Genomic DNA, 20,729 nt, shown 5'->3' on the forward strand with positions numbered 1-20,729 from the left:
AGGAGGACGCGGTGCGTACGGTCAGCTTCGACTTCGACAACCCCGAGGCCCGGTTCAAGGTGCTCGTCAACGACGAGGAGCAGTACTCACTGTGGCCGGGCGACCTGCCGGTGCCGGGCGGCTGGGCCGAGACCGGGGTGCACGCCTCCAAGGAGGAGTGCGACGAGTACCTGCGCAAGACCTGGACCGACATGCGGCCCAAGAGCCTGCGCCTCGCCCTCGACGGGGAATGACCCGGAACCCCCGTCATGCCCTACGTCTTCACCAACGGCATCCGGCTCAGCTTCGAGCGGCACGGCCGGGGTGAGCGGGTCCTGTTCATCATGGGCTCGTCGGCCGGCGGCCGGGTCTGGACAATGCACCAGACCCCGGCCGTCGTGGCCGCCGGCTACCAGGCCATCACCTTCGACAACCGCGGCATCCCGCCGTCGGACGCGCCGCCCGGCCGGTATTCGCTCGACGACGTCGTCGCCGACACCAAGGGACTCATCGAGGCCATCGGCGCGGCGCCGTGCCGCATCGTCGGCACCTCGATGGGCGCCTTGATCGCGCAGGAGCTGGCGATCCGCTGGCCGGAGCTGGTGCGCTGCGCTGTGCTGATCTCCACCAAGTCCCGCTCCGACCCGGCCCGCCTGGCGCACAGCGCAGCCTCCCGGGCGCTGGCTGAGAGCGGCGTCCGCCTGCCGGCCGAGTTCAGGGCCGGCGTCGCGGCCTTCCAGATGCTCTCGCCGGCCACCCTCAACGACCCGGTCGCGGCGGCCGGGTGGCTCGACACTCTGCGCCACGCGGCGGCCACCGAGCCGGCCGGCTACGCCGGCGGGCAGGACTGGGTCGACCTGACCGTGGACCGCCGCGACGCCCTGCGCGGCGTCGCCGCCCCGTGCCGGGTCATCGCCTTCGCCGACGACCTGGTCACGCCGCCCCACCTCGGCGCCGAGGTCGCCGCGGCCATCCCGGACTGCGACCTCATCGAGGTCGCCGGCGCCGGGCACTTCGGCTATCTCGAGCGCCCGGCCGAGGTCAACTCGGCGATCCTGGAGTTTCTGGCCAAACACGAGGACATCGCATGAGACTTCGCCCGGCGCCGCTCGAGGACTGGCTCCGCGACTACTACTTCACCGCCGACATCGACATCAGCTCCAGCGGTGTCCAGACGTACACCATGGCCGAGCTGCGGGCCAAGACCGGCGTGCGGCCGGAGGACCTGGACCGGCTGACGTTCGACGACGGGTACTCCACCGGCGACCCCGCGCTGCGCCGGCTCATCGCCGACCGGTTCGGCGACGGCGACCCCGGCCGGGTGATCACCGCCAACGGCTCCAGCGAGGCGATCTCGCTGGTGCTCTCGACGCTGCTCGGCCCGGGCGACGAGGTCGTCGCCGTGCAGCCGGGCTACCACCTGCTGGTCGCCTACGCCGAGGCGCTGGGCTGCACCACGCGCACCTGGACGCTGCCGGCCGAGCGCGGCTTCCGCCCGGCCGTGGCCGACCTGGAGCCACTGGTGAGCGAGCGGACCCGGGCCATCGTGCTCAACTTCCCGCACAACCCAACCGGCGCGCACCTGACGGAGGAGGAGCTGCGGCAGGTCGTCGCGCTGGCCGAGCGGGCCGGGGCCTACGTGCTGTGGGACGGCGCCTTCACCAGCCTGGTGTACGACGCGCCGCCCCTGCCGCCGGTGAGCACGCTGTACGAGCGCGGCATCGACTTCGGCACGTTCTCCAAGGCGTTCGGCCTGCCCGGGCTGCGCTTCGGCTGGTGTGTCGCGCCGCCGTCGGTGATCGACGGCTGCGTGCGCATCCGCGACTACACGACGCTGCACGTGGCGCCGCTGATCGAGCTGCTGGCCGGGGCCGTGATCGAGCACGCTCCGGCGTTCCTGGAGCCACGGCTGCGGCAGGCGACCAGCAATCGTGCCCTGCTCGCCGAGTGGGCCGGCGAGCAGGGCGACCGGGTCGAGCTCGCGCTGCCCGGCGGCGGCGTGGCCGCCTTCCCTCGGCTGCCCGGCCTCGCCGACACCCGGGACTTCTGCGACGACCTGTTCAAGCGCCACGGCGTGCTGGTCATCCCGGGCGCCTGCTTCGGCGCGCCCGAGCACATCCGGCTGGGCTTCGGCGGCGCGACGGAGCAGCTGACCGAGGGTTTGGAGCGCCTCGGCCGGGCGCTGGCGGACTGGCCGGCCTGATTTCGGTCATTGAAAAAGGCGGTGTGCCCCGGCACACCGCCATTTCTCGTGCGCGGCGCGGATCGCTTTCCGGAAGGTTTCTGGCGCCGTGCTGGTGGCATCGTGGCAACCGGTTCGCGGCGCTTGCCCGAGCCGGTCGGAACGGTGACGATGAATGCGACCGGTCAATGCACCCAAACGAACTGGAAAGGGCTCTTACTCTGACTGACGATGTCGCGCGGAAATGCCGTCATCGCCCGGTTAGGAGTGCGAATTAGCGTTCGCCAGGCAGCGCAGAGCACAGGTAAGGGTTTCAAGTGCGGATGTCGATGTCACGGCGTGCGACCCGAGGCGATTGCGCGGGTCGCGGCCTTCTCAACCGGGCGGCTGCATGGTCGCCGACCTCATTGTCACCGAGTGGGAGATGAGTTCTCAGCATGGACCAACTGCATATGGACCGGTCGGAGCTCGACCAGGTCAACCGGCTGCTGGATGAGCACCAGGCCGACCTCTGGCCGCTGGAAACCGAGGAAGCGCTGCACCAGGCCGCGGTGCTGGCGCATGGGCTGCCCACGCGGGTGCAGGAGCGCCTCGACGCCTTCCGCCTCGAGCGGCTCTCCGGGGTGCTGTGCATCTCCGGCTACGAGGTGGACCAGGACCGGCTCGGTCCGACGCTGGAGCACTGGCGGGCGCGCCCCGAGCACTCCCCGGCCCACCGCGAGGAGCTGCTGCTGGTGATGCTCGGCGCGCTCATCGGGCACCCGTTCGCATGGGCGACCCAGCAGGACGGCCGGCTCATCCACGACGTCATCCCGATCAAGGGCCACGAGTACGAGCAGCTGGGCTCCAGCAGCGAGGCCCCGCTGACCTGGCACACCGAGGACGCGTACCACACGCTGCGCGGCGACTACCTGTCCTTCGCGTGCCTGCGCAACCCGTACTCGGCGGCGACCACGGTCGGCTACGTCGACGACCTGGACCTGCCCGACGGCGCCCGGGAGGTGCTGCTGCAGGACCGCTTCGGCATCCGGCCCGACGACTCGCACCTGGCCAAGAACAACTCCAAGTCGGGCATGGACGCCTTCGACGAAATCGACGAGCTGCAGCGCAGCCCGGAGCGTGCCGCGGTGCTCTTCGGCAACCCGGAGCGGCCCTACATCCGGGCCGACCCGTACTTCATGGTCGTCGACGAGGGCGACCAGGAGGCCCAGTGGGCGTTGGACGCCCTGGTCAAAGCCATGGACAACGCGATGTTCGACCTGACCCTGGCCAGCGGCGACTTCTGCTTCCTGGACAACTTCCGGGTCGTGCACGGCCGCAAGCCGTTCACGCCCCGCCACGACGGCACCGACCGCTGGCTCAAGCGCATCAACCTGACGCTCGACCTGCGCAAGTCGCGGGCAGCCCGGCCGAACCCGGCGGTCCGGGCCATCCACTGAGCTTTTCGCCGGCTCAGCGGGCCATCCGTTGAGCCGCTCGACCGCTCAGGCAGCCGGTTCCCGACCGACGCGCAGCTCGTCGCGTTCGCCGGGAACCGGTCGCGGCGGCCCCGGCGCCGTCATCTGCTCCACCGGCAGCTGCCGCAGGATCGAGCGGTGCAGATGCTGCAGCCCGGGGCCGGGGTCGATGCCCAGCCGCTCGCGCAGCCGCAACCGGACCGAGGCGAAGGTCTGCAGCGCCTCGACCTGCCGCCCCGAGGCGTAGAGGGCCAGCATGAGCTGGGCGTGGAAAACCTCGTGGTACGGGTACGACGCGACGGCCCGCTGCAGCTCCGGCACGATCTGCCGGGTGTTGCCGACGAAGATCTCGGCGCCGTAGAGCTCCTCGTAGGCGGCGATCCGCTCGCCGTCCAGGACCCGGCCCTCCTGCCGGATCACCTCGCCGGGCACGCCGGTCAGCGCATTGCCGCGCCACACCGCGCCGGCCGCGCGCAGGCTGGCGATCGCCTCGGGCCACCGGCTGCGCGCGGCGTCCTCACGGGCCTGCTCGACCCGGGTGCGGAACGACCACAGGTCCGTCTCGGCGGGCTCGACGGCGAGCATGTAGCTGTCGATGCTCGTGCGCAGTTCCACGCCCGGCAGGGGCCGCAGCAACTGGCGCAGGCGGTAGATGTACGACTGCAGCGTGGTCTGCGCGGTCGCCGGCGGGCGGCCGTCCCACACGTAGCGGATCAGCTGCCCGAACGGCACTTCGTTGTTGGCGCACAGCAGCAGGCCGGCGAGCACCGCCCGCTGCTTCGGCGCGCTGATCTGCATGCGTTGCCCGGGTCCGTGTATTTCGAGGCCGCCCAGGATCAGAAACTGCATCGGCCCTCCAGCCGTGGCATGTGTCGGGGTTTGACCGCCGGCCGAGCCCGGATCGATCGGACCCGGCGCCGTACGGGAGCGCGGCGCGGCCACCGGGGCCGCGCGATTCGCGGTGATCGTATCGACGGTGAATTTGGCCGTCCAGTCGCCATTTCACCAGTGTGCAACTGAGGGGCTCGACGCAGTCGAACACCCGCGGACCGGTGTTGAAATCGCGTTTGCAACCGTCCTTGTTGACATCGGGATTCGCCGACACAATGCACCTACATTTTCTTTTGGAAAGGGTGATCCGCCATGACCTCGGTAGTGGTGCGTCCGCGCAGTAAGAAGCGCATGTGGGGCTGGACATTCCGATGAGCGTCGCCACGGTCGGCGTGGCGCCGACATCCACGGTCGAACCAAGCGTGTACGCGGCCGCCGGGCCCGTGACGGGGCCGGCGGCCGCCGCGCGCGTCCCCGGCGCCCGCGTCCGGCCCGCGGCGGCCCGCCGCCGGCCCGCCCCGCCCGCCGTCGCCGGCGTCGGCACCGCGGTCGCCGGCCGGCCGTACTCGCAGCTGGACCTGCTCGACCTGTTCGCCATCACCGACCCCAAGGTGCGCTCGGTCTTCGCCAACAGCGCGATCGACCGCCGCTTCCTCACCGTGCCGGTGAGCCCCGACGGGCGCACCCACGACGAGCCGCAGGGCGACCTGCTGCGCAAGCACAAGGCGGTCGCGGCCGAGATGGGCGCCAACGCCCTGCGCGCCGCGCTCGCCGACGCCGGGCTGCGCCTGGCCGACGTCGAGTACCTGTGCTGCGTCACCTCGACCGGCTTCCTGACCCCCGGCCTCACCGGGCTGCTCATCCGCGAGCTGGGCATCGACCCGGGCTGCCACCGTGTCGACGTGGTCGGCATGGGCTGCAACGCCGGGCTCAACGCGCTCAACGGCACCGCCGCCTGGGCCAAGGCCAACCCGGGCCGGGTCGCCGTCATGGTGTGCGCCGAGGCCTGCTCGGCCGCCTACGTCATGGACTCCACGATGCGCACCGCCGTCGTCAACAGCCTCTTCGGCGACGGCGCGGCGGCCGTCGCCCTCGTCGCGCCGGCCGACCCCGCCGCGGACGCGGACCCGTCCGCCCCGCGGATCCTCGACTTCGCCAGCCGGATCATCACCGACGCGTTCGACGCGATGCGGTACGACTGGGACGACGCCCAGCACCGGTTCAGCTTCTTCCTGGACCCCGACATCCCGTACGTGGTCGGAGCGAACGCCGGCGAGGTCGTCGACCGGCTGCTGAGCCGCTCGGGCCTGCGCCGCCGCGACATCGCACACTGGCTGGTGCACTCCGGCGGCAAGAAGGTCATCGACGCGGTACGGGTGAACCTCGGCCTGACCCGCCACGACGTGCGCCACACGACGGGCGTGCTGCGCGACTACGGCAACCTCTCCAGCGGCTCGTTCCTGTTCTCCTTCGACCGGCTGCAGCGCGAGCGGGTCGCCGAGCCCGGCGACTACGGGGTGCTCATGACCATGGGCCCCGGCTCCACCATCGAGACGGCGCTGGTCCAATGGTGACCGGGGAACACGTGAGCGCCCGGCGCGCGGCCGCCGGCCCCCTGCTGCTGCGCATCGACGGGGCCCAGCCGCTGTCGGCCGAGACGGTCGGCGCCGTGGCGGCGATCTGCGTCCAGGCCGAGGACGCGGCCGGCGCCGCCGTCGTGGTGGTGCGCGCGACCGGCGCCCCGGCCGACGGCTGGGCCGACCGCCTCACCACCAAGCTGGTCAACCGGTGGGAGCAGGTGCTGCGCCGGTTCGAACGGCTGCCGGCCACCACCATCGCCGCGGTGCCCGACGACTGCGGCGGGCCGGCCCTCGACGCGCTGCTGGCCACCGACCACCGGATCGCGTCGCGCACCGCTCGGCTGGTCCTGCCGACCCAGGCCGGGCTCGTCTGGCCCGGGATGGCGCTGTACCGGCTCGCCCGGCAGGCCCCGCACGCCGCCGCCGTGCGGCGCGCGGCCCTGTTCGGCGCGGCGATCGACATCGCCGACGCACTGGCCGTGCACCTCGTGCACGAGGTGACCGACGACCTCGACGCCGCGGTCGAGGCCGCCGCCGCCCGGGCCGCGACGCTGTCCGGCACGGAGCTCGCGGTCCGCCGGCAGCTGGCCCTCGACGCGCCGACCGTCGGGTTCGAGGAGGCCCTCGGCACCCACCTCGCCGCCGTCGACCGGACCCTTCGCCTCGCCGCGGAGACCGCCTCATGACGGCCGGCCTGGACGTCGCCGGCTCGGATCTCGCCGGCCCGGACCTGGCCCCGGCGGCGGAGGATCTGGCCGTCGCCCGGCGGGCCGTCGCGGTCGCCGCCGGGCGAGCGGCCGACGTGCTCGACGCGCTGCCCGAGCCGGCGCAGCGCACGCCGGAGCAGCGCGCGGCCGCAGCGGCGGCGCACGCCGCCGCGCGCCGGGCCCGCGGCGCCTTCCTCGAGCGTCACACGGCGGCCGTCTACGCCGAGCTGACCGACGACCGGTCCCGGCCGCTGCGGCTGACCGAGCTGTGCGCCGCCGCCGCAGTGGCCTACCCGGGCCTGGTGCCCGGGGCCGCCGCGCTAACCGAGGACCGGTCCCGGCCGCAGGCGGCCAAGGAGGGGTGGGAGGTGGACCAGGGGCTTCTCGTCGCGGCGGTACTGCGCCGGCCGCGCGAGGGCAGCCACCTGCTGGACGCCATGCGCCGCCCCACCTCCCGCGCACGGGCCGCGCTGGCCGCCTACCGCGGCGCCGGCGAAGCGGACCTCGGCTCGGTCCGGCTGCACCGCCGCGACGGCGTCGCCCATCTGACCTTCCGCCGCCCGGACTGCCTCAACGCCGAGGACGAGCGCCAGGTCGACGACATGGAGACGGCCGTCGACCTGGCGCTGCTCGACCCCGCGGCCGAGGTTCTCGTGGTGCGCGGCGGGGAGATGACGCATCCGCGGTACCAAGGTCGGAGGGTCTTCAGCGCGGGCATCAACCTCAAGGCGCTGCACGCCGGCCGGATCGGGCTGCTGGAGTTCCTGCTGCGCCGGGAGATGGGCTACATCGCCAAGCTGACCCGGGGCCTGGGCCACGGCGAGGGCTGGTGGGAGGAGCCCGGCGGCAAACCCTGGCTCGCCGTGGTCGACGGCTTCGCGATCGGCGGCGGCTGCCAGCTGCTCCTCGCCGCCGACCACGTGATCGCCGCGGCCGACGCCTACCTGAGCCTGCCCGCGGCCCAGGAGGGCATCGTGCCGGGGGCCGGCAACCTGCGGCTCACCCGGCACGGCGGCGCGCGGCTGGCCCGCCAGGTGATCCTGCTCGGCCGGCGGATCCGGGTCATCGAGCCCGACGCCCGGCTGTTCGTCGACGAGGTCTACGACCCCGGCGAGGAGCTGGACGCCGCCGTGCCGCGCTGCGCGGAGCGGCTGCGCGGCGGGGCCGTCGCGGCCAACCGCCGGATGCTGATCGAGGCCGAGGAGCCGGTGCCGGTGTTCCGGGCCTACCTGGCGCAGTTCGCCCTGCAGCAGGCCCGCCGCATCTACAGCGCGGACGTCCTGGGCAAGGTCGGCCGCTTCGTGACCGCGGCATGAGCGGCACCGAGCCCGACGGGGCGCCGCCGGGCGGCGAGCGCTCCCGGGTGCGCTACGAGAAGCGCGGCCACGTCGCGTACGTCACGCTCGACCGTCCCGAGCGGCTCAACGCGATGGACCTGCGCACCCACGTGGAGCTCGCCTGCATCTGGGACGACGCCGACGCCGACGACGACGTGCGGGTCGTGGTGCTCACCGGGGCCGGCGACCGCTCGTTCTCGGTCGGCCAAGACCTGCACGAGCGGGCCGGGCTGGACCGCTACGGCGCCGAGCCGACCACCTTCGGCAGCCGCGGCCAGCCCGGCTGGCCCCGGCTCACCGAGCGGTTCGGCTTCTCCAAGCCGATCGTCGCGCGGGTCAACGGCTGGGCGCTCGGCGGCGGCTTCGAGCTGGCCCTGGCCTGCGACATCATCGTGGCCGCCGACACCGCCGTGTTCGCGCTGCCGGAGGTGCGCCTGGGCCTGGTGCCGGGCGCCGGCGGGGCGTTCCGGCTGGCCCGGCAGGTGCCGCTGAAGTGCGCGATGGGCTACCTGCTCACCGGCCGGCAGCTCACCGCGGAGACCGCGCTGCGGCTGGGCCTGGTCAATGAGGTGGTGCCGGCCGGGCGGCTCGACGAGTGCGTCGGCGAGTGGGTCGAGGACCTGCTCAAGGCGGCGCCGCTGGCCACCCGGGCGGTCAAGGAGGCGACGATGCGCTCGCTGGACATGACGCTGGAGCAGGCGTTCGCCACCCGGTTCGAGTGGGAGCAGCGGCGTATGCACAGCCGCGACGCGGTCGAGGGGCCGCGCGCCTTCGCCCAGCGGCGCCGGCCCAGCTGGCTCAACCGCTGATGACGCCCGGGGCGGCGGTGTTCGACTGCGTCGCCTGCCTCAGTCGAACACCGCGGCCCGATGCGAGGACGCCGCAGGGACGTGTGAACGCCTGGCGGAGGCGGCGCGCTGGAGGCGTCCTGACGGGCGGATCGCGTTTGTTGTGGCCGCCTCCGCACTGATGTGACGATCGCCCAGCGGGACGCTCAGGCCGAGCGCCGCGGTGCTGCCCAAGGAGTGATGAACGATGCATCCACCGGAAGTGCCGCGGCCCAAGGGGGTCCGTGCGACGTTCCGCCTGCTCGGCGGCGCGCTGCGCCTGGTCTGGAAGGCCGGGCCGCGCGACTTCGTCACCGTCGTCGTCCTGCAGTTGGTCCAGGCGCTGGGCTTCCTCGTCCTCATCTTGCAGGTGCAGCGGTTGCTCACCGGCCTGCTCAAGGCCGACACTGACAGCAGCGCGAGCGGCATCGCGCTCGGGCTCGTGCTGTTCATCGCGGCCAACGCGCTCATGGGGCTGGCCGGCGCGGTCATCAACAACCGGCGGCAGATCATCGGCGAGCGGGTCACGCTGTACATCAGCTCGGAGATTCTGAAGGTCACGTGCCTGGCCGAGCTGGACGACTTCGACGACTCGGAGTTCCACGACCGCCTGCAGCGGGCCACCGCCCAGGCGCTCGGCCGCCCGATGATGATGGTACAGAGCATGATCACCATTGGGCAGAACATGTTCGCGCTCGGCTCGCTGTGGATCGCGCTGCTCATCATGCAGCCGTGGGTGGCTCTGGTGATCCTGCTGGTGGCCGTGCCGGTCTGGATGGGCGGCACCCGCGTCGGCGAGGCGTACTTCACCTTCGTGGTGCGCATCGCCCGCATGGACCGCGCCCGGATGTACCTCTTCCAGCTGCTGACCCTGCGCGACCCGGCCAAGGAGATCCGCGCCTTCAACCTGGCCGCGCACCTGGCCCGGCGCTGGCGGGAGTCGATGGACGAGCGGATCGGCCTGCTGGCCGCCACCCTGCGCCGCCAGCTGCGCGCGTCGCTCATCTCCACCTTCGGCAGCAACCTGGTCCTGGCCCTGGCCGCGGTCACGCTCATCGTGCTCAACCGCCGGGGCGTGCTGACCCTGGCCCAGACCGGGGCGATCGCCGCGGCGATGCTGCTGTTCGGCCAGCGCCTGCTCGACTCGGTCGTGGAGACCAACCGGTTCTTCGAATCGGCGCCGATCGTGCACGACCTCAACAACTTCCTCGCCCTCGAGGCGGACCTCACCCGCCATCGGGCCGGTGTGGCGCTGCGGTGCGACTTCGAGCGCATCGAGCTGGAGGGGGCGACCTTCCGGTACCGCGACACGAACCGCAACGCCGTCGAGGGCGTCGACCTTCGGATCAACGCGGGCGAGGTGGTCGCCCTGGTCGGCGAGAACGGCTCCGGCAAGTCCACCCTGGCCAAGCTCATCGCTGGACTGTACGAGCCGCGCGCGGGCGCGGTCCGGGTCGACGGCACCGACCTCAAGGACGCCGACCTGACCGCCTGGCGCGACTCGGTCGCGGTGCTGTTCCAGGACTTCATCCGCTACGCGCTCACCGCGACCGACAACATCCACCTCGGCGCGACCAACCGCGAGGGCGACCTCGAGCAGGTCCGCGCGGCGGCTCGCGCGGCCGGCGCCGACGGCTACCTGTCCGAGCTGCCCGACGGCTACGACACGATCCTCGGCCCGCAGTTCGGCCGGGGTGTGGACCTGTCGCTCGGGCAGTGGCAGCGGGTGGCGCTGGCCCGGGCCCTCTACCGCGACGCGCCGCTGGTGATCCTCGACGAGCCCACGGCGTCGCTCGACGCCCGGGCCGAGCGGGACCTGTTCGACAGCGTCCGCCAGCTGTACGAGAACAAGACCGTCGTGCTGATCTCGCACCGCTTCGCGACCGTGCGCGCCGCCGACCGGATCGTCGTGCTGAAGGACGGTCGGATCGTGGAGAACGGCAGCCACACCGCGCTGATGGCCAACAACGGCCTCTACGCGGAGCTGTTCGCCATCCAGGCCAGCGCCTTCCTCGAGGAGGACCTGCAGCAGAGCGAGCCGGCCGCGCCGCAGCATCAGCCCGTCGAGCCGTAGCCCGTCGAGCCACAGTGCGGATTGCGCGGTGACCACCGCGCGGCGATCGACCGTCGGGACTGGTCGTCGTGGGTACGCTGGGGCTCTGACCCATCAGCGGCCCGGAGGCGAACGTGCTGTCCCATCTCGGCCTGCGCTCCCGCATGGCGGCCTCGTACGTGCTCGTATCGGCCGCGGCCGTGATCCTGGTCGAGTTCGCGCTCCTCCTCGCGATGCTGCCGCAGTTCCGCGAGGCCGACACCGCCGCCAACAAGGCCCAGGAGCGGGCGATCGAGGCCGAGCAGAACCTCACCCGGGTGACGGTGCAGTCGTTCGCGCACGACCTGGCCACCGAGGTCGGCCGGACCGCCACCGTCAACGCCCGGGCCGGGAACCGCACCGACAGCGCGCTCATCGCCGAGGCGGCCGCCGGCGGCTTCCTCGAGCGGCCCGCCGTCGCGCCCAGCGCCTCGGGTACCGGCGTCGCCCAGACCGGCGACATCGTGCAGGTGCTCGCCGACACCGACGGGCGCGTCATCGCCGCTGACCCGGCCGGCGCGTACCAGCCCGGCGCCAGCCTGCCGGCGGCGGCCCGCGGCCCGGCCCCGGCGGACGGCCGGGCCGAGGAGAAGCGCCGCACCTACGCCTGGGCCACGGCCCCGATTGAGATCGTGGCCGCGGACGGCACGGTCCAGCGCACCATCGGCGTCGCGTACATCGAGATGGACCCCAAGGCCGGCGCCGGCGGCGGCACGGGCGCGCCGACCCCCACCGCCGACAAGGACGGACCGGAGCCGGCCGGCCCGGCGGCCAGCAAGGACGCCGAGGCCGAGACCCCCAACCATGCGATCCCATCACTCGTGCTCCCCGGCGCCGTGGTGCTCGCCCTGCTCGTCCCGGTCGGCGCGCTGTTCGGCCTGCTGAGCACCGGCCGGCTCATCCGGCGCATCCGGCGGCTGTCCGACGGCACCGCCGCAATGGCCGGCGGCGATCTGCGGGTGCGCATCCCGGTGTCCGGCGGCGACGAGGTGGGCCGGCTGGAGCGGGCGTTCAACGCGATGGCCGAGCGCCTCGGCGCCGCCGTCGACGAGCAGCGGGCCGCCGCCGGCGCCGAGGCCCGCCGCGCCGAGCGCGGCCGGATCGCCCGGGAGCTGCACGACTCCATCTCGCAGGATCTGTTCTCGGTGAGCCTGGTCGCCGCCGGCATGCGCAAGGCGCTGGCCCCCGGCTCGGCGCTGCAGGAGCAGGCGGAGTCGATGGAGCGCGCCCTGGCCCGGACCATGCGCGAGATGCGGGCGCTGCTGCTCGAGCTGCGCCCGATCCAGCTGGAGGACGCCGGCCTCGTCGCCGCCCTCGATCAGCTGTGCCGGGCGTACGAGGCCCGCCTCGGCATCCCGGTCACCGTCAGCCTCGACGAGGTCGCCCTCGACCCGGCCTCCGAGCACGCGGTCCTGCGGGTTGTGCAGGAGGCGATCGGCAACGCGATCCGCCACGGCGAGCCGCGCACCATCGAGGTCCGGCTGGTCGCCACCGGCGACCACGTCGAGGTGACGGTCCGCGACGACGGCCGCGGCTTCGACCAGCGGGACGCCGGCGGTCGGCACGGCATGGGCCTGGACCTGATGCGCGAACGGCTGCGCGAGGTCGGCGGCGCCGTGGACATCGACAGCGCCCCCGGCCGCGGCACGACGGTCCGGGTGACTCTCCCTCCGCACCGGCCCTCTCCGCACTGACCATTTCGCCGTCCAATCAGGGTTCGTGCACGGGCTGGAGGCCCGATCGCGCTGACCTGACGCCGCTCTGGCGAAGCCTTTCCGCGCCCCGGCCGGCATGCGACCGTCGTCGAACGTTCCATGCCCTGTGCCCTCAGCGGTGTCGCGGCCGTTCCGCGGATGCCCAGACCGACGAGGACGGACTCACGCGATGCCTCCGACCGCCTCCGCACTCCTTACCGACCTCGACGGCCGCGGCGTCCACCTGTACCTCGGCGACGGGCAGCTGCGCGCGATCGCCGCCAAGAACGCCATGACCGGCGAGGTCCGCGAACTGATCCGGGCCCACCGCGGCGCGCTCATCGCCCTGCTGAGCGACCGTGACAGCGCCCGCAGCACCCCCATTCCGTCCGCCGGCCGCGGCCGGCCGCTGCCGCTGTCGTTCGCGCAGCAGCGCCTGTGGTTCCTCGCCCAGCTGGACCCGGACTCGGTCGAGTACAACAGCCAGACCACGATCGGCCTCACCGGCACGGTCGACGCGGCTGCCCTCGCGGCGGCGCTGAGCGCACTGGTGGCCCGGCACGAGGTGCTGCGGACTCGGCTGGTCGCCGACGCCGAAGGCGTCCCGTGGCAGGTCGTCGACCCGCCGGCGCCGATCGACCTGCCGGTGGTCGAGCTGGCCGAGGACGCGGTCGGCGCCTGGCTGACCGCCGACGCGCGCACACCGTTCGACCTGGCTGCCGGGCCGCTGTTCCGGGCCACCCTGCTGCGCATCGCTCCGGACGAGCACGTCCTCGCCATCGCCAAGCACCACGTGGTCAGCGACGAGTGGTCGACGCCGATCCTGCGCCGCGAGCTCGAGGCCCTGTACGCCGCCGCCCAGCAGGCCGCCGACCCGGGCCTGCCGCCCCTGCCCGTGCAGTACGCCGACTTCGCCGTCTGGCAGCGCGGCTGGCTGTCCGGCGAGGTCCTCGGCGGCCAGGTCGCCTACTGGCGCAACCGCCTCGCCGCCGCGCCGGCCTTGGAGCTCCCGCTCAACCGCCCCCGCCCCGCCCTGCGCTCCGCCGACGGCGCGCTCATCCACTTCCGGATGCCCCCCGCCGTGGCCGAGGGCCTGCGCACGGTCGCCCGCGAGTCCGGCGCGTCGATGTTCATGACGTTGTACGCCGCGTTCGCCGCCCTGCTGACCCGCTGGACCGGCCAGGAGGACATCGTCGTCGGCACCCCGGTCGCGAACCGCAACCGGGCCGAGCTCGAGGGCCTGATCGGCTTCTTCGTCAACACCCTGGTCCTGCGCACGGACCTGTCCGGCGACCCCACGTTCACCGAACTGCTGGGCCGCGTGCGATCGGACGCTCTGGCCGCGTTCGCCCACCAGGATGTGCCGTTCGAGCAGCTCGTCGACGAGCTGGCCGTCGCCCGCGACCGCTCCCGGACCCCATTGTTCCAGGCCCTCTTCAACTACGTCACCGACGACGGAGCAGACGCCCCCGACGAGCCTCCCCATGAAGGTGTACTCCACGGAGCCGCCCCCTTCGACCTGACCCTCTCGATCGGCGAGCGCAACGGCGGGCTGGCCGGCGGCGTGGAGTTCGCGACGGCGCTGTTCGACGAGCCGACGATCCGCCGGCTCATCGGCCACCTATCGGTCCTGCTCGAGGCGGTGGCAACGAACCCCGCAACGCGCTTGTCGGCGCTGCCCCTGCTGACCGACCCCGAGTCCCGCCAGGTCCAGGACTGGTCCGACGGCGGCCCGGTGCCCCCACCGTCCGGCGGGGTCCACGACGTCATCGCCGCGGCGGCGAACCCGACGGCGGTCGCGGTGGCGGCCGGCGGTGTCTCGCTGTCCTACGCCGAGCTGTTCGCCCAGGCCGACCGTTTGGCGGCGGAGCTGCGCGGCCGCGGCGTCGGCGCGGGCTCGGTGGTGGGCCTGGCGCTGCCGCGGACCGTGGATCTCATTGTCGCGGTGCTGGCGGTGTGGCGCGCCGGCGCGGCCTATCTCGCGCTGGACCCGGCGTACCCGGCCGAGCGCCTGGAGTTCATGACGGCCGACAGCGGTGTGTCGGTAACCATCGGCCCGGACGGCATCACCGGCGAGGGAACGGTGGATGGCCGCCGTGCCGGCCTGGCCGCGGTCGTCTACACGTCCGGCTCGACCGGCCGCCCGAAGGCCAGCCTGGTCCCGCACGCCGCGCTGCTGTCGATTTTCGCTGGCTGGTCGCAGGCGCACTTCCCGGGCGTCCACGGCATGCGCTGGCTGTCCCTGGCGAGTGCGAGCTTCGATGTGTTCACCGGTGATGTGGTGCGGGCGTTGTGCTCCGGCGGGACGCTGGTGCTGGGGGAGCCGGGCGCGCAGCTCGACCCGGCTGTGTTCGCGTCCACGTTGGACGGTGTTGAGGCGTTGGAGTGTGCTCCGCGCTATGTGGACGCGCTCGTCGACTACCTGGAGCGGAGTGGAACGTCGCTGCCTTCGCTGCGGCTGCTGGTGGTCACGACCGACGTATGGCGTTTGAGCGCCGCGGCCCGGGCCCGTCGGGCCCTCGGCGATGCGCGGGTCTTGACGGCGTACGGCGTGACCGAGGCGACGATCGACTCCACATTCTGCGACGTGTCCGCACTCGATGGGGACGGCCCGGCGCCGATCGGCAGCCCCCTGCCCGGCACGAGCCTGCATCTGCTGGACCGTTGGCTCAATCCTGTGCCGGCCGGGGTGGTCGGTCAACTGTTCCTGGGCGGGTCCGGCCTTACCCGCGGCTATGGCGGGTGCCCGGATCTGACCGCGGAGCGGTTCGTGGCCGATCCGTTCGCCGGTGATGGTTCGCGGCTGTATCGGACGGGCGATCTGGGCCGGTGGCGGCCGGACGGTCAGGTGGAGTTTCTGGGTCGGGCTGATGTGCAGGTGAAGGTGCGTGGGTTCCGGGTCGAACCGGGGGAGATCGAGTACGCGCTGACCGCGCATCCTGAGGTCAGTGCGGCGGTGGTGGTGGCTGACGGTCAGGATCGGCTGGTGGCCTATGTGGTGCCGGCGGGTGTTGCGGGTTTGCGGGAGATGCTGCGGGAGCGGTTGCCGGAGTTCATGGTGCCGTCGGTGTTCGTCGGTTTGGATGCGTTGCCGTTGTCGCCGAACGGCAAGATTGATCGTTCGGCGTTGCCGGCGCCCGATGGGGTGCGGCCGGAGTTGGACTTCGTGGCGCCGCGTACGACTACAGAGGAGTTGCTGGCCGGGGTGTGGGCGCAGTTGCTCGGTGTGGACCGGGTTGGTGTGTTCGACGACTTCTTCAGCCTTGGTGGGCACTCGTTGCTGGCCACGCAGGTGGTGTCGCGCATCCGGGTCGTGTTCGGCGTCGAGGTACCGGTGGCGGCGATCTTCGACGCGCCGACCGTGGCCGGGCTCGCGGCGCTCGTGGACGTGGCCACGCCCGGGATGGTGGCGCCGTCCGTCGTGTCGGCCGGTCGGGACGGGGCGCTGCCGTTGTCGTTCGCGCAGCAGCGGCTGTGGTTCCTGGCGCAGCTGGAGCCGGGCTCGGTGGAGTACAACACCCCGATCTTGATCGGACTGACCGGCCCGCTGGACGTGGCGGCGCTGGCGGCCGCGCTGGGTGGGCTGGTGGCCCGGCACGAGGTGCTGCGCACGCGCCTGGTCGCCGACGTGGACGGCGTGCCGTGGCAGGTGATCGACCCGCCGGCGCCGTTCGACCTGCCGGTGGTTGACCTGTCCACGGCCCGCTCGTCCGGCGTTTCGGGCCGGCGCGATCCGGACGCGGCCGTGGACGAGTGGGTGGCCGCCGACCTCGCCGTGCCGTTCGACCTCGCGTCCGGGCCGCTGTTCCGGGCGTCGCTGCTCCGGCTGGCCGACGACGAACATTTGATCGCCATCGCCATGCACCACGTCGTCGCCGACGAGTGGTCCGAGGGCATCCTGCGCCGCGAGCTCGAGGCGCTCTACGCGGCCGAGCGCGCCGCGGCGGAGGCCGGTCTGCCGGCGCTCCCGGTGCAGTACGCGGACTTCGCGGTCTGGCAACGCGCCTGGCTCTCCGGCGAGACCCTGGAGAACCATCTCGCCTATTGGCGCGCCCGGCTGGCCGACGCGCCCGTCCTGGAACTGCCGACCGACCGCCCACGCCCGCCGGTACGTTCGTCGGACGGCGCGATGATCGACTTCGCGATCCCGGACGCCGTGATCGACCGCCTGCGAACACTCTCACGAGCGTCGGGCGCGTCGATGTTCATGACGACGTTCGCCGCGTACGCGCTGCTGCTGTCCCGCTACTCCGGCCAGGACGACATCGTGGTCGGCACCCCGATCGCCAACCGCAACCGCGCCGAGATCGAGGGGTTGATCGGCTACTTCGTCAACACCCTCGTCCTGCGCACCGACCTGTCCGATGATCCAACGTTCGGCGAACTGCTGGCCCGCGTGCGGGCCGAGGCGCTGTCGGCGTTCGCCCACCAGGACGTGCCGTTCGAGCGCCTCGTCGACGAGCTCGTCCAGGACCGCGACCGCTCGCGAACCCCACTGTTCCAGGCCCTGTTCAACTACTTCACCGCCGACGACCTGGCGCCTGCCGGCATCGACGACGCTAGCGACACCATCGGCCGGCCCAGACGGGCCCTGGCCAAGTTCGACCTGCGCCTCATCGTGAAGGAGCGCGGCCCGGGCCTGGTCGGCGCCGTGCACTACGCGACCCAGCTGTTCGACGAGGCCACGATCCGGCGCCTGATCGCCCACTTCCTGGAGCTGCTCACGGCGATCACGGAGGACGCGCACCTCTCCGAGCTGCTCTTGTCGGCCGGTTCATGGCATGAGGCACCCGCACTCCCACTGCCGTCCGTGACGGGCGTGGATGCGCTGATCGCTTACCCGGACCCGCGGGTCAACCAGCTGGCGAACTATTTGCGGTCGGTCGGTGTCGGCCCGGAGTCGGTGGTCGGCCTGGCGGTCGAGCGTGGCGACGATTTTGTGCAAGCCGTGCTGGCGGTCTGGCGGGCGGGCGGCGCGTACGTGGCCCTGGATCCGTCGTTGCCGGTGCAACGCTCCAGGTTCCAGCTCGCCGAGGCGGGTGTGTCGGTGTTGGTCGGTTCGGCCGAGCTGATTGGTGATCTGCCGGTGGGCCGGCTGCGCACGGTGCTGCTGGATGATCCGATGATCGGCGTCATGCCGGAGTCGCCGCCGCAGGTGCCCGGCCTGGCGCTGGACCGGGTCGCGTATGTGATGTTCACGTCCGGGTCGACCGGTCGCCCGAAGGCGGCTCAGGTCACCCACCGCGGGCTGCTCAACTACGTGACGACGATGCCGGACCGGTTGGGGATCGGAGCGCCCGGCACCACGTATGCGCTGCTACAACCGCCGACCACCGACTTCGGCAACACCGTGCTGTTCACCGCGCTCACGACTGGCGGCCGGCTGCTCTACCTCGATCCCGACGATGTGGCCGGCCACGGCGCCGACTACATGAAGATCGTCCCTTCCCATCTGGCCAGCTTGCTTGAGGCCGCGCCGCTGGAGGAGCTGCTCCCATCCCGGACGTTGGTGCTCGGTGGTGAGGCCACCCCGATCGGTCTGGCCAGATCCCTCGTAGACGCCGCCGGGGACCGGGTCATCGCCAACCACTACGGCCCGACCGAGACCACGATCGGGGTGGCGACGGTTCGGCTCAGCGACGCTGTGCTCGACGATGTGGTGGTCCCGATCGGTGCACCACTGCCGAACGTTCGGCTGTACGTGCTGGATCGGTCGCTGCGAGAGGTGCCCGCCGGGGTGCACGGCGAGCTCTATGTCGGTGGGGCGGCCTTGGCCCGCGGGTACCGGGGCCGGCCGGAGCTGACCGCCGAACGGTTCGTCGCCGATCCGTTCACCCCCGGTGGACGGCTGTATCGGACGGGTGACGTGGTCAAGCGCCGTCCGGACGGGTTGATCTCGTTCCTCGGCCGTGCCGATGATCAGGTCAAAGTCCGTGGGTATCGGATCGAGCCGGCGGAGATCCAGGCTGCCCTGCTCAGTCATCCGGCCGTTAACGGCGCGGTGATCGTCGCCGACAACGGGCGGCTGATTGCCTACCTGGTGGCCGAGGACGGGATCCCGTCGACCACCCAACTGCGGGGTTTTCTGGGGGAGCGGCTGCCGGAGTTCATGATCCCGGCGGTGTTTGTCGAACTGGCCGCGATCCCGCTGACGGGTAACGGGAAGGTCGATCGTTCGGCGTTGCCGGCGCCGGATCAGTCGCGGCCGGAGCTGGAGGACGCGTTCGTTGCGCCGCAGACGCCCACGCAGGAGGTTCTCGCTGGGATCTGGGGCGATGTCCTCGGCGTCGACCGGGTCGGCGTGCACGACAACTTCTTCGAGCTGGGCGGGCACTCGCTGCTCGCCACCCAGGTGATCTCCCGCATTCGCGCCGCGTTCGGGGTCGAGCTGCCCGTGGCGGCGCTGTTCGACGCGCCATCCGTGGCCGGAGTCGCGGAGGCGGTCGAGGCGGCCGCACCCGGACTCGTGGTGCCGTCCATTGTGGCCGTTGACCGGGGCCGGAAGCTGCCGTTGTCGTTCGCGCAGCAGCGGTTGTGGTTCCTGGCGCAGCTGGAGCCGGAGTCGGCCGAGTACAACACGTCGACCTCGGTCCGGCTCAGCGGCGCACTCGACGTGGCGGCGCTCGCCGCGGCGCTGGACGCACTCGTGGGGCGGCACGAGGTGCTGCGCACGCGGCTGGTCGCCGGCGAGGACGGCGTGCCGCACCAGGTGGTCGACGCGCTGACCTTCTTCCGCCTGCCGGTGATCGACCTGAGCGGCCGGGACGACCCGCTCGCCGCCGCCCGGGCCTGGCTGTCGGACGACCTGACCGTGCCGTTCGACCTGGCGGCCGGCCCGCCGTTCCGGGCGACCCTGCTGCGCCTCGCCCCCGACGACCACGTCCTGGTCCTGTCCATGCACCACATCGTCAGCGACGAGTGGTCCCTGACGATCATGCACCGTGAACTCGACGCCCTGTACGCCGCCGCCCGCGAGGGCGTGCCGGCCGGCCTGCCGCCGCTCCCAGTGCAGTACGCGGACTACGCCACCTGGCAGCGCCAGTGGCTGTCCGGCGAGGTCCTCGAAACCCAGCTGCAGTACTGGCTGAACCGCCTGGCCGACGCACCGGTCCTGGAGCTGCCGACGGACCGGCCACGCCCGCCGGTGCGCTCATCGGCCGGTGCGATGATCGACTTCGAGATCCCGGCCGATGTGGTCGAGCGGCTACGCGCACTCTCGCGGAAGTCGGGCGCCTCGATGTTCATGACGATGTTCGCCCTGTACACGATGCTGCTGTCCCGCTACTCGGGACAAGACGACATCGTGGTCGGCACCCCGATCGCGAACCGGAACCGGGCCGAGGTCGAGGGCTTGATCGGGTACTTCGTCAACACGTTGGTCTTGCGTGCGGATCTGTCTGGTGATCCGACGTTCGGTGAGCTGCTGGCCCGTGTGCGGGCCGAGACGTTGCAGGCGTTCGCGCATCAGGATGTGCCGTTCGAGCGTCTGGTTGACGAGTTGGTGCATGACCGTGACCGGTCTCGCAGTCCGTTGTTTCAGGTGCTGTTCAATTACTTCGCGGGCCAGGATGGTCGGGCCCCGTCCGGCGAGGTGCAGGACCTGCCGGCCAAGTTCGACCTCCGGCTGATCGTTGCTGAGGACGGCCCGGGTCTGATCGGTGCGGTGCATTACGCGACCCGGCTGTTCGACGAGGCCACGATCCGCCGCCTGATCGCGCACTTCCTGGAGCTGCTCGCGGAGATCACCGAGCATGCGCACCTGTCCCAGTTGGCCCTGTCGGCGGGTTCGTGGCATGAGGCGCCGCCGGTCGAGTTGCCGGCGGTGTCGGGCGTGGATGCGCTGATCGACTATCCGGATCCGCGGGTCAACCAGCTGGCGAATTATCTGCGGTCGGTCGGTGTGGGCCCGGAGTCGGTGGTTGGCTTGGCGGTCGAGAGTGGTGAGGACTTCGTGCGTGCGGTGCTGGCGGTGTGGCGGGCGGGCGGCGCGTACGTGACTTTGGATCCGTCGTTGCCGGTGCAGCGGTCGAAGTTCCAGTTGGC

12 protein-coding genes are annotated in these 20,729 nt (G+C 72.2%); 11 read left to right on the forward strand and 1 reads right to left on the reverse strand.

The window, feature by feature from the left end; all coding sequences use genetic code 11:
• Positions 1–11: 11 nt before the first annotated feature.
• From ACIA8L_RS54280 to gntD, 4 genes are all read left to right on the forward strand, one after another.
• Positions 12–233: an MbtH family protein gene (locus ACIA8L_RS54280; protein ID WP_395917829.1), complete on the forward strand. Its 222-nt coding sequence runs from the start codon at positions 12–14 to the stop codon at positions 231–233.
• A 15-nt stretch (positions 234–248) separates the two neighbouring features.
• The gene (locus ACIA8L_RS54285; RefSeq protein WP_395917831.1) at positions 249–1,070 is read left to right on the forward strand and encodes an alpha/beta fold hydrolase; all 822 of its coding nucleotides are present in this window, start codon (positions 249–251) and stop codon (positions 1,068–1,070) included.
• Positions 1,067–2,182: a capreomycidine synthase gene (vioD, locus tag ACIA8L_RS54290; RefSeq protein WP_395917833.1), complete on the forward strand. Its 1,116-nt coding sequence runs from the start codon at positions 1,067–1,069 to the stop codon at positions 2,180–2,182. The genes ACIA8L_RS54285 and vioD overlap by 4 nt, the downstream gene beginning before the upstream one ends.
• A gap of 416 nt (positions 2,183–2,598) precedes the next feature.
• Positions 2,599–3,600: a guanitoxin biosynthesis L-enduracididine beta-hydroxylase GntD gene (gntD, locus tag ACIA8L_RS54295; RefSeq protein ID WP_395917835.1), complete on the forward strand. Its 1,002-nt coding sequence runs from the start codon at positions 2,599–2,601 to the stop codon at positions 3,598–3,600.
• 45 nt (positions 3,601–3,645) lie between these two features.
• On the opposite strand, the gene ACIA8L_RS54300 is transcribed toward gntD, so the two are convergent.
• Positions 3,646–4,467, reverse strand: coding sequence for a BTAD domain-containing putative transcriptional regulator (locus ACIA8L_RS54300; RefSeq protein WP_395917837.1), 822 nt, complete (start codon positions 4,465–4,467; stop codon positions 3,646–3,648).
• A 335-nt stretch (positions 4,468–4,802) separates the two neighbouring features.
• Here ACIA8L_RS54300 and dpgA point away from each other — a divergent pair, with 335 nt between their 5' ends.
• The 7 genes from dpgA to ACIA8L_RS54335 all read left to right on the forward strand — a co-directional run.
• Positions 4,803–6,023: a 3,5-dihydroxyphenylacetyl-CoA synthase DpgA gene (gene dpgA, locus ACIA8L_RS54305; protein ID WP_395917839.1), complete on the forward strand. Its 1,221-nt coding sequence runs from the start codon at positions 4,803–4,805 to the stop codon at positions 6,021–6,023.
• Between the two features lie 11 nt (positions 6,024–6,034).
• Positions 6,035–6,715 (forward strand): enoyl-CoA-hydratase DpgB, encoded by a 681-nt coding sequence (gene dpgB / locus ACIA8L_RS54310; RefSeq protein ID WP_395917841.1) that lies wholly within the window; start codon positions 6,035–6,037, stop codon positions 6,713–6,715.
• Entirely contained in the window at positions 6,712–8,052 is a 1,341-nt protein-coding gene (gene dpgC / locus ACIA8L_RS54315) for a (3,5-dihydroxyphenyl)acetyl-CoA 1,2-dioxygenase DpgC (protein WP_395917843.1), read from the forward strand. Before dpgB ends, dpgC begins: the two co-directional genes overlap by 4 nt.
• A complete protein-coding gene (gene dpgD, locus ACIA8L_RS54320; protein ID WP_395917845.1) occupies positions 8,049–8,882 on the forward strand; it encodes an enoyl-CoA-hydratase DpgD in 834 nt (277 codons plus the stop codon). Before dpgC ends, dpgD begins: the two co-directional genes overlap by 4 nt.
• A 226-nt stretch (positions 8,883–9,108) precedes the next feature.
• Positions 9,109–10,974 (forward strand): ABC transporter ATP-binding protein, encoded by a 1,866-nt coding sequence (locus ACIA8L_RS54325; protein ID WP_395917847.1) that lies wholly within the window; start codon positions 9,109–9,111, stop codon positions 10,972–10,974.
• A gap of 113 nt (positions 10,975–11,087) precedes the next feature.
• Positions 11,088–12,686, forward strand: a complete 1,599-nt coding sequence (locus ACIA8L_RS54330) for an ATP-binding protein (RefSeq protein WP_395917849.1) — start codon at positions 11,088–11,090, stop codon at positions 12,684–12,686.
• Positions 12,687–12,876: 190 nt separating this feature from the next.
• Positions 12,877–20,729: amino acid adenylation domain-containing protein (locus tag ACIA8L_RS54335; protein ID WP_395917851.1), on the forward strand; the 7,853-nt coding region annotated here is incomplete at its 3' end.

The organism is Dactylosporangium sp. NPDC051541 (assembly GCF_044454505.1).
Lineage (GTDB): Bacteria > Actinomycetota > Actinomycetes > Mycobacteriales > Micromonosporaceae > Dactylosporangium.

Coding starts and splice junctions, on each gene's coding strand:
- dpgD (WP_395917845.1), top strand. CDS start 8,049: ATGAGCGGCACCGAGCCCGACGGGGCGCCGCCGGGCGGCGAGCGCTCC.
- gntD (WP_395917835.1), top strand. CDS start 2,599: ATGGACCAACTGCATATGGACCGGTCGGAGCTCGACCAGGTCAACCGG.
- ACIA8L_RS54325 (WP_395917847.1), top strand. CDS start 9,109: ATGCATCCACCGGAAGTGCCGCGGCCCAAGGGGGTCCGTGCGACGTTC.
- ACIA8L_RS54300 (WP_395917837.1), bottom strand. CDS start 4,467: ATGCAGTTTCTGATCCTGGGCGGCCTCGAAATACACGGACCCGGGCAA.
- vioD (WP_395917833.1), top strand. CDS start 1,067: ATGAGACTTCGCCCGGCGCCGCTCGAGGACTGGCTCCGCGACTACTAC.
- dpgC (WP_395917843.1), top strand. CDS start 6,712: ATGACGGCCGGCCTGGACGTCGCCGGCTCGGATCTCGCCGGCCCGGAC.
- ACIA8L_RS54285 (WP_395917831.1), top strand. CDS start 249: ATGCCCTACGTCTTCACCAACGGCATCCGGCTCAGCTTCGAGCGGCAC.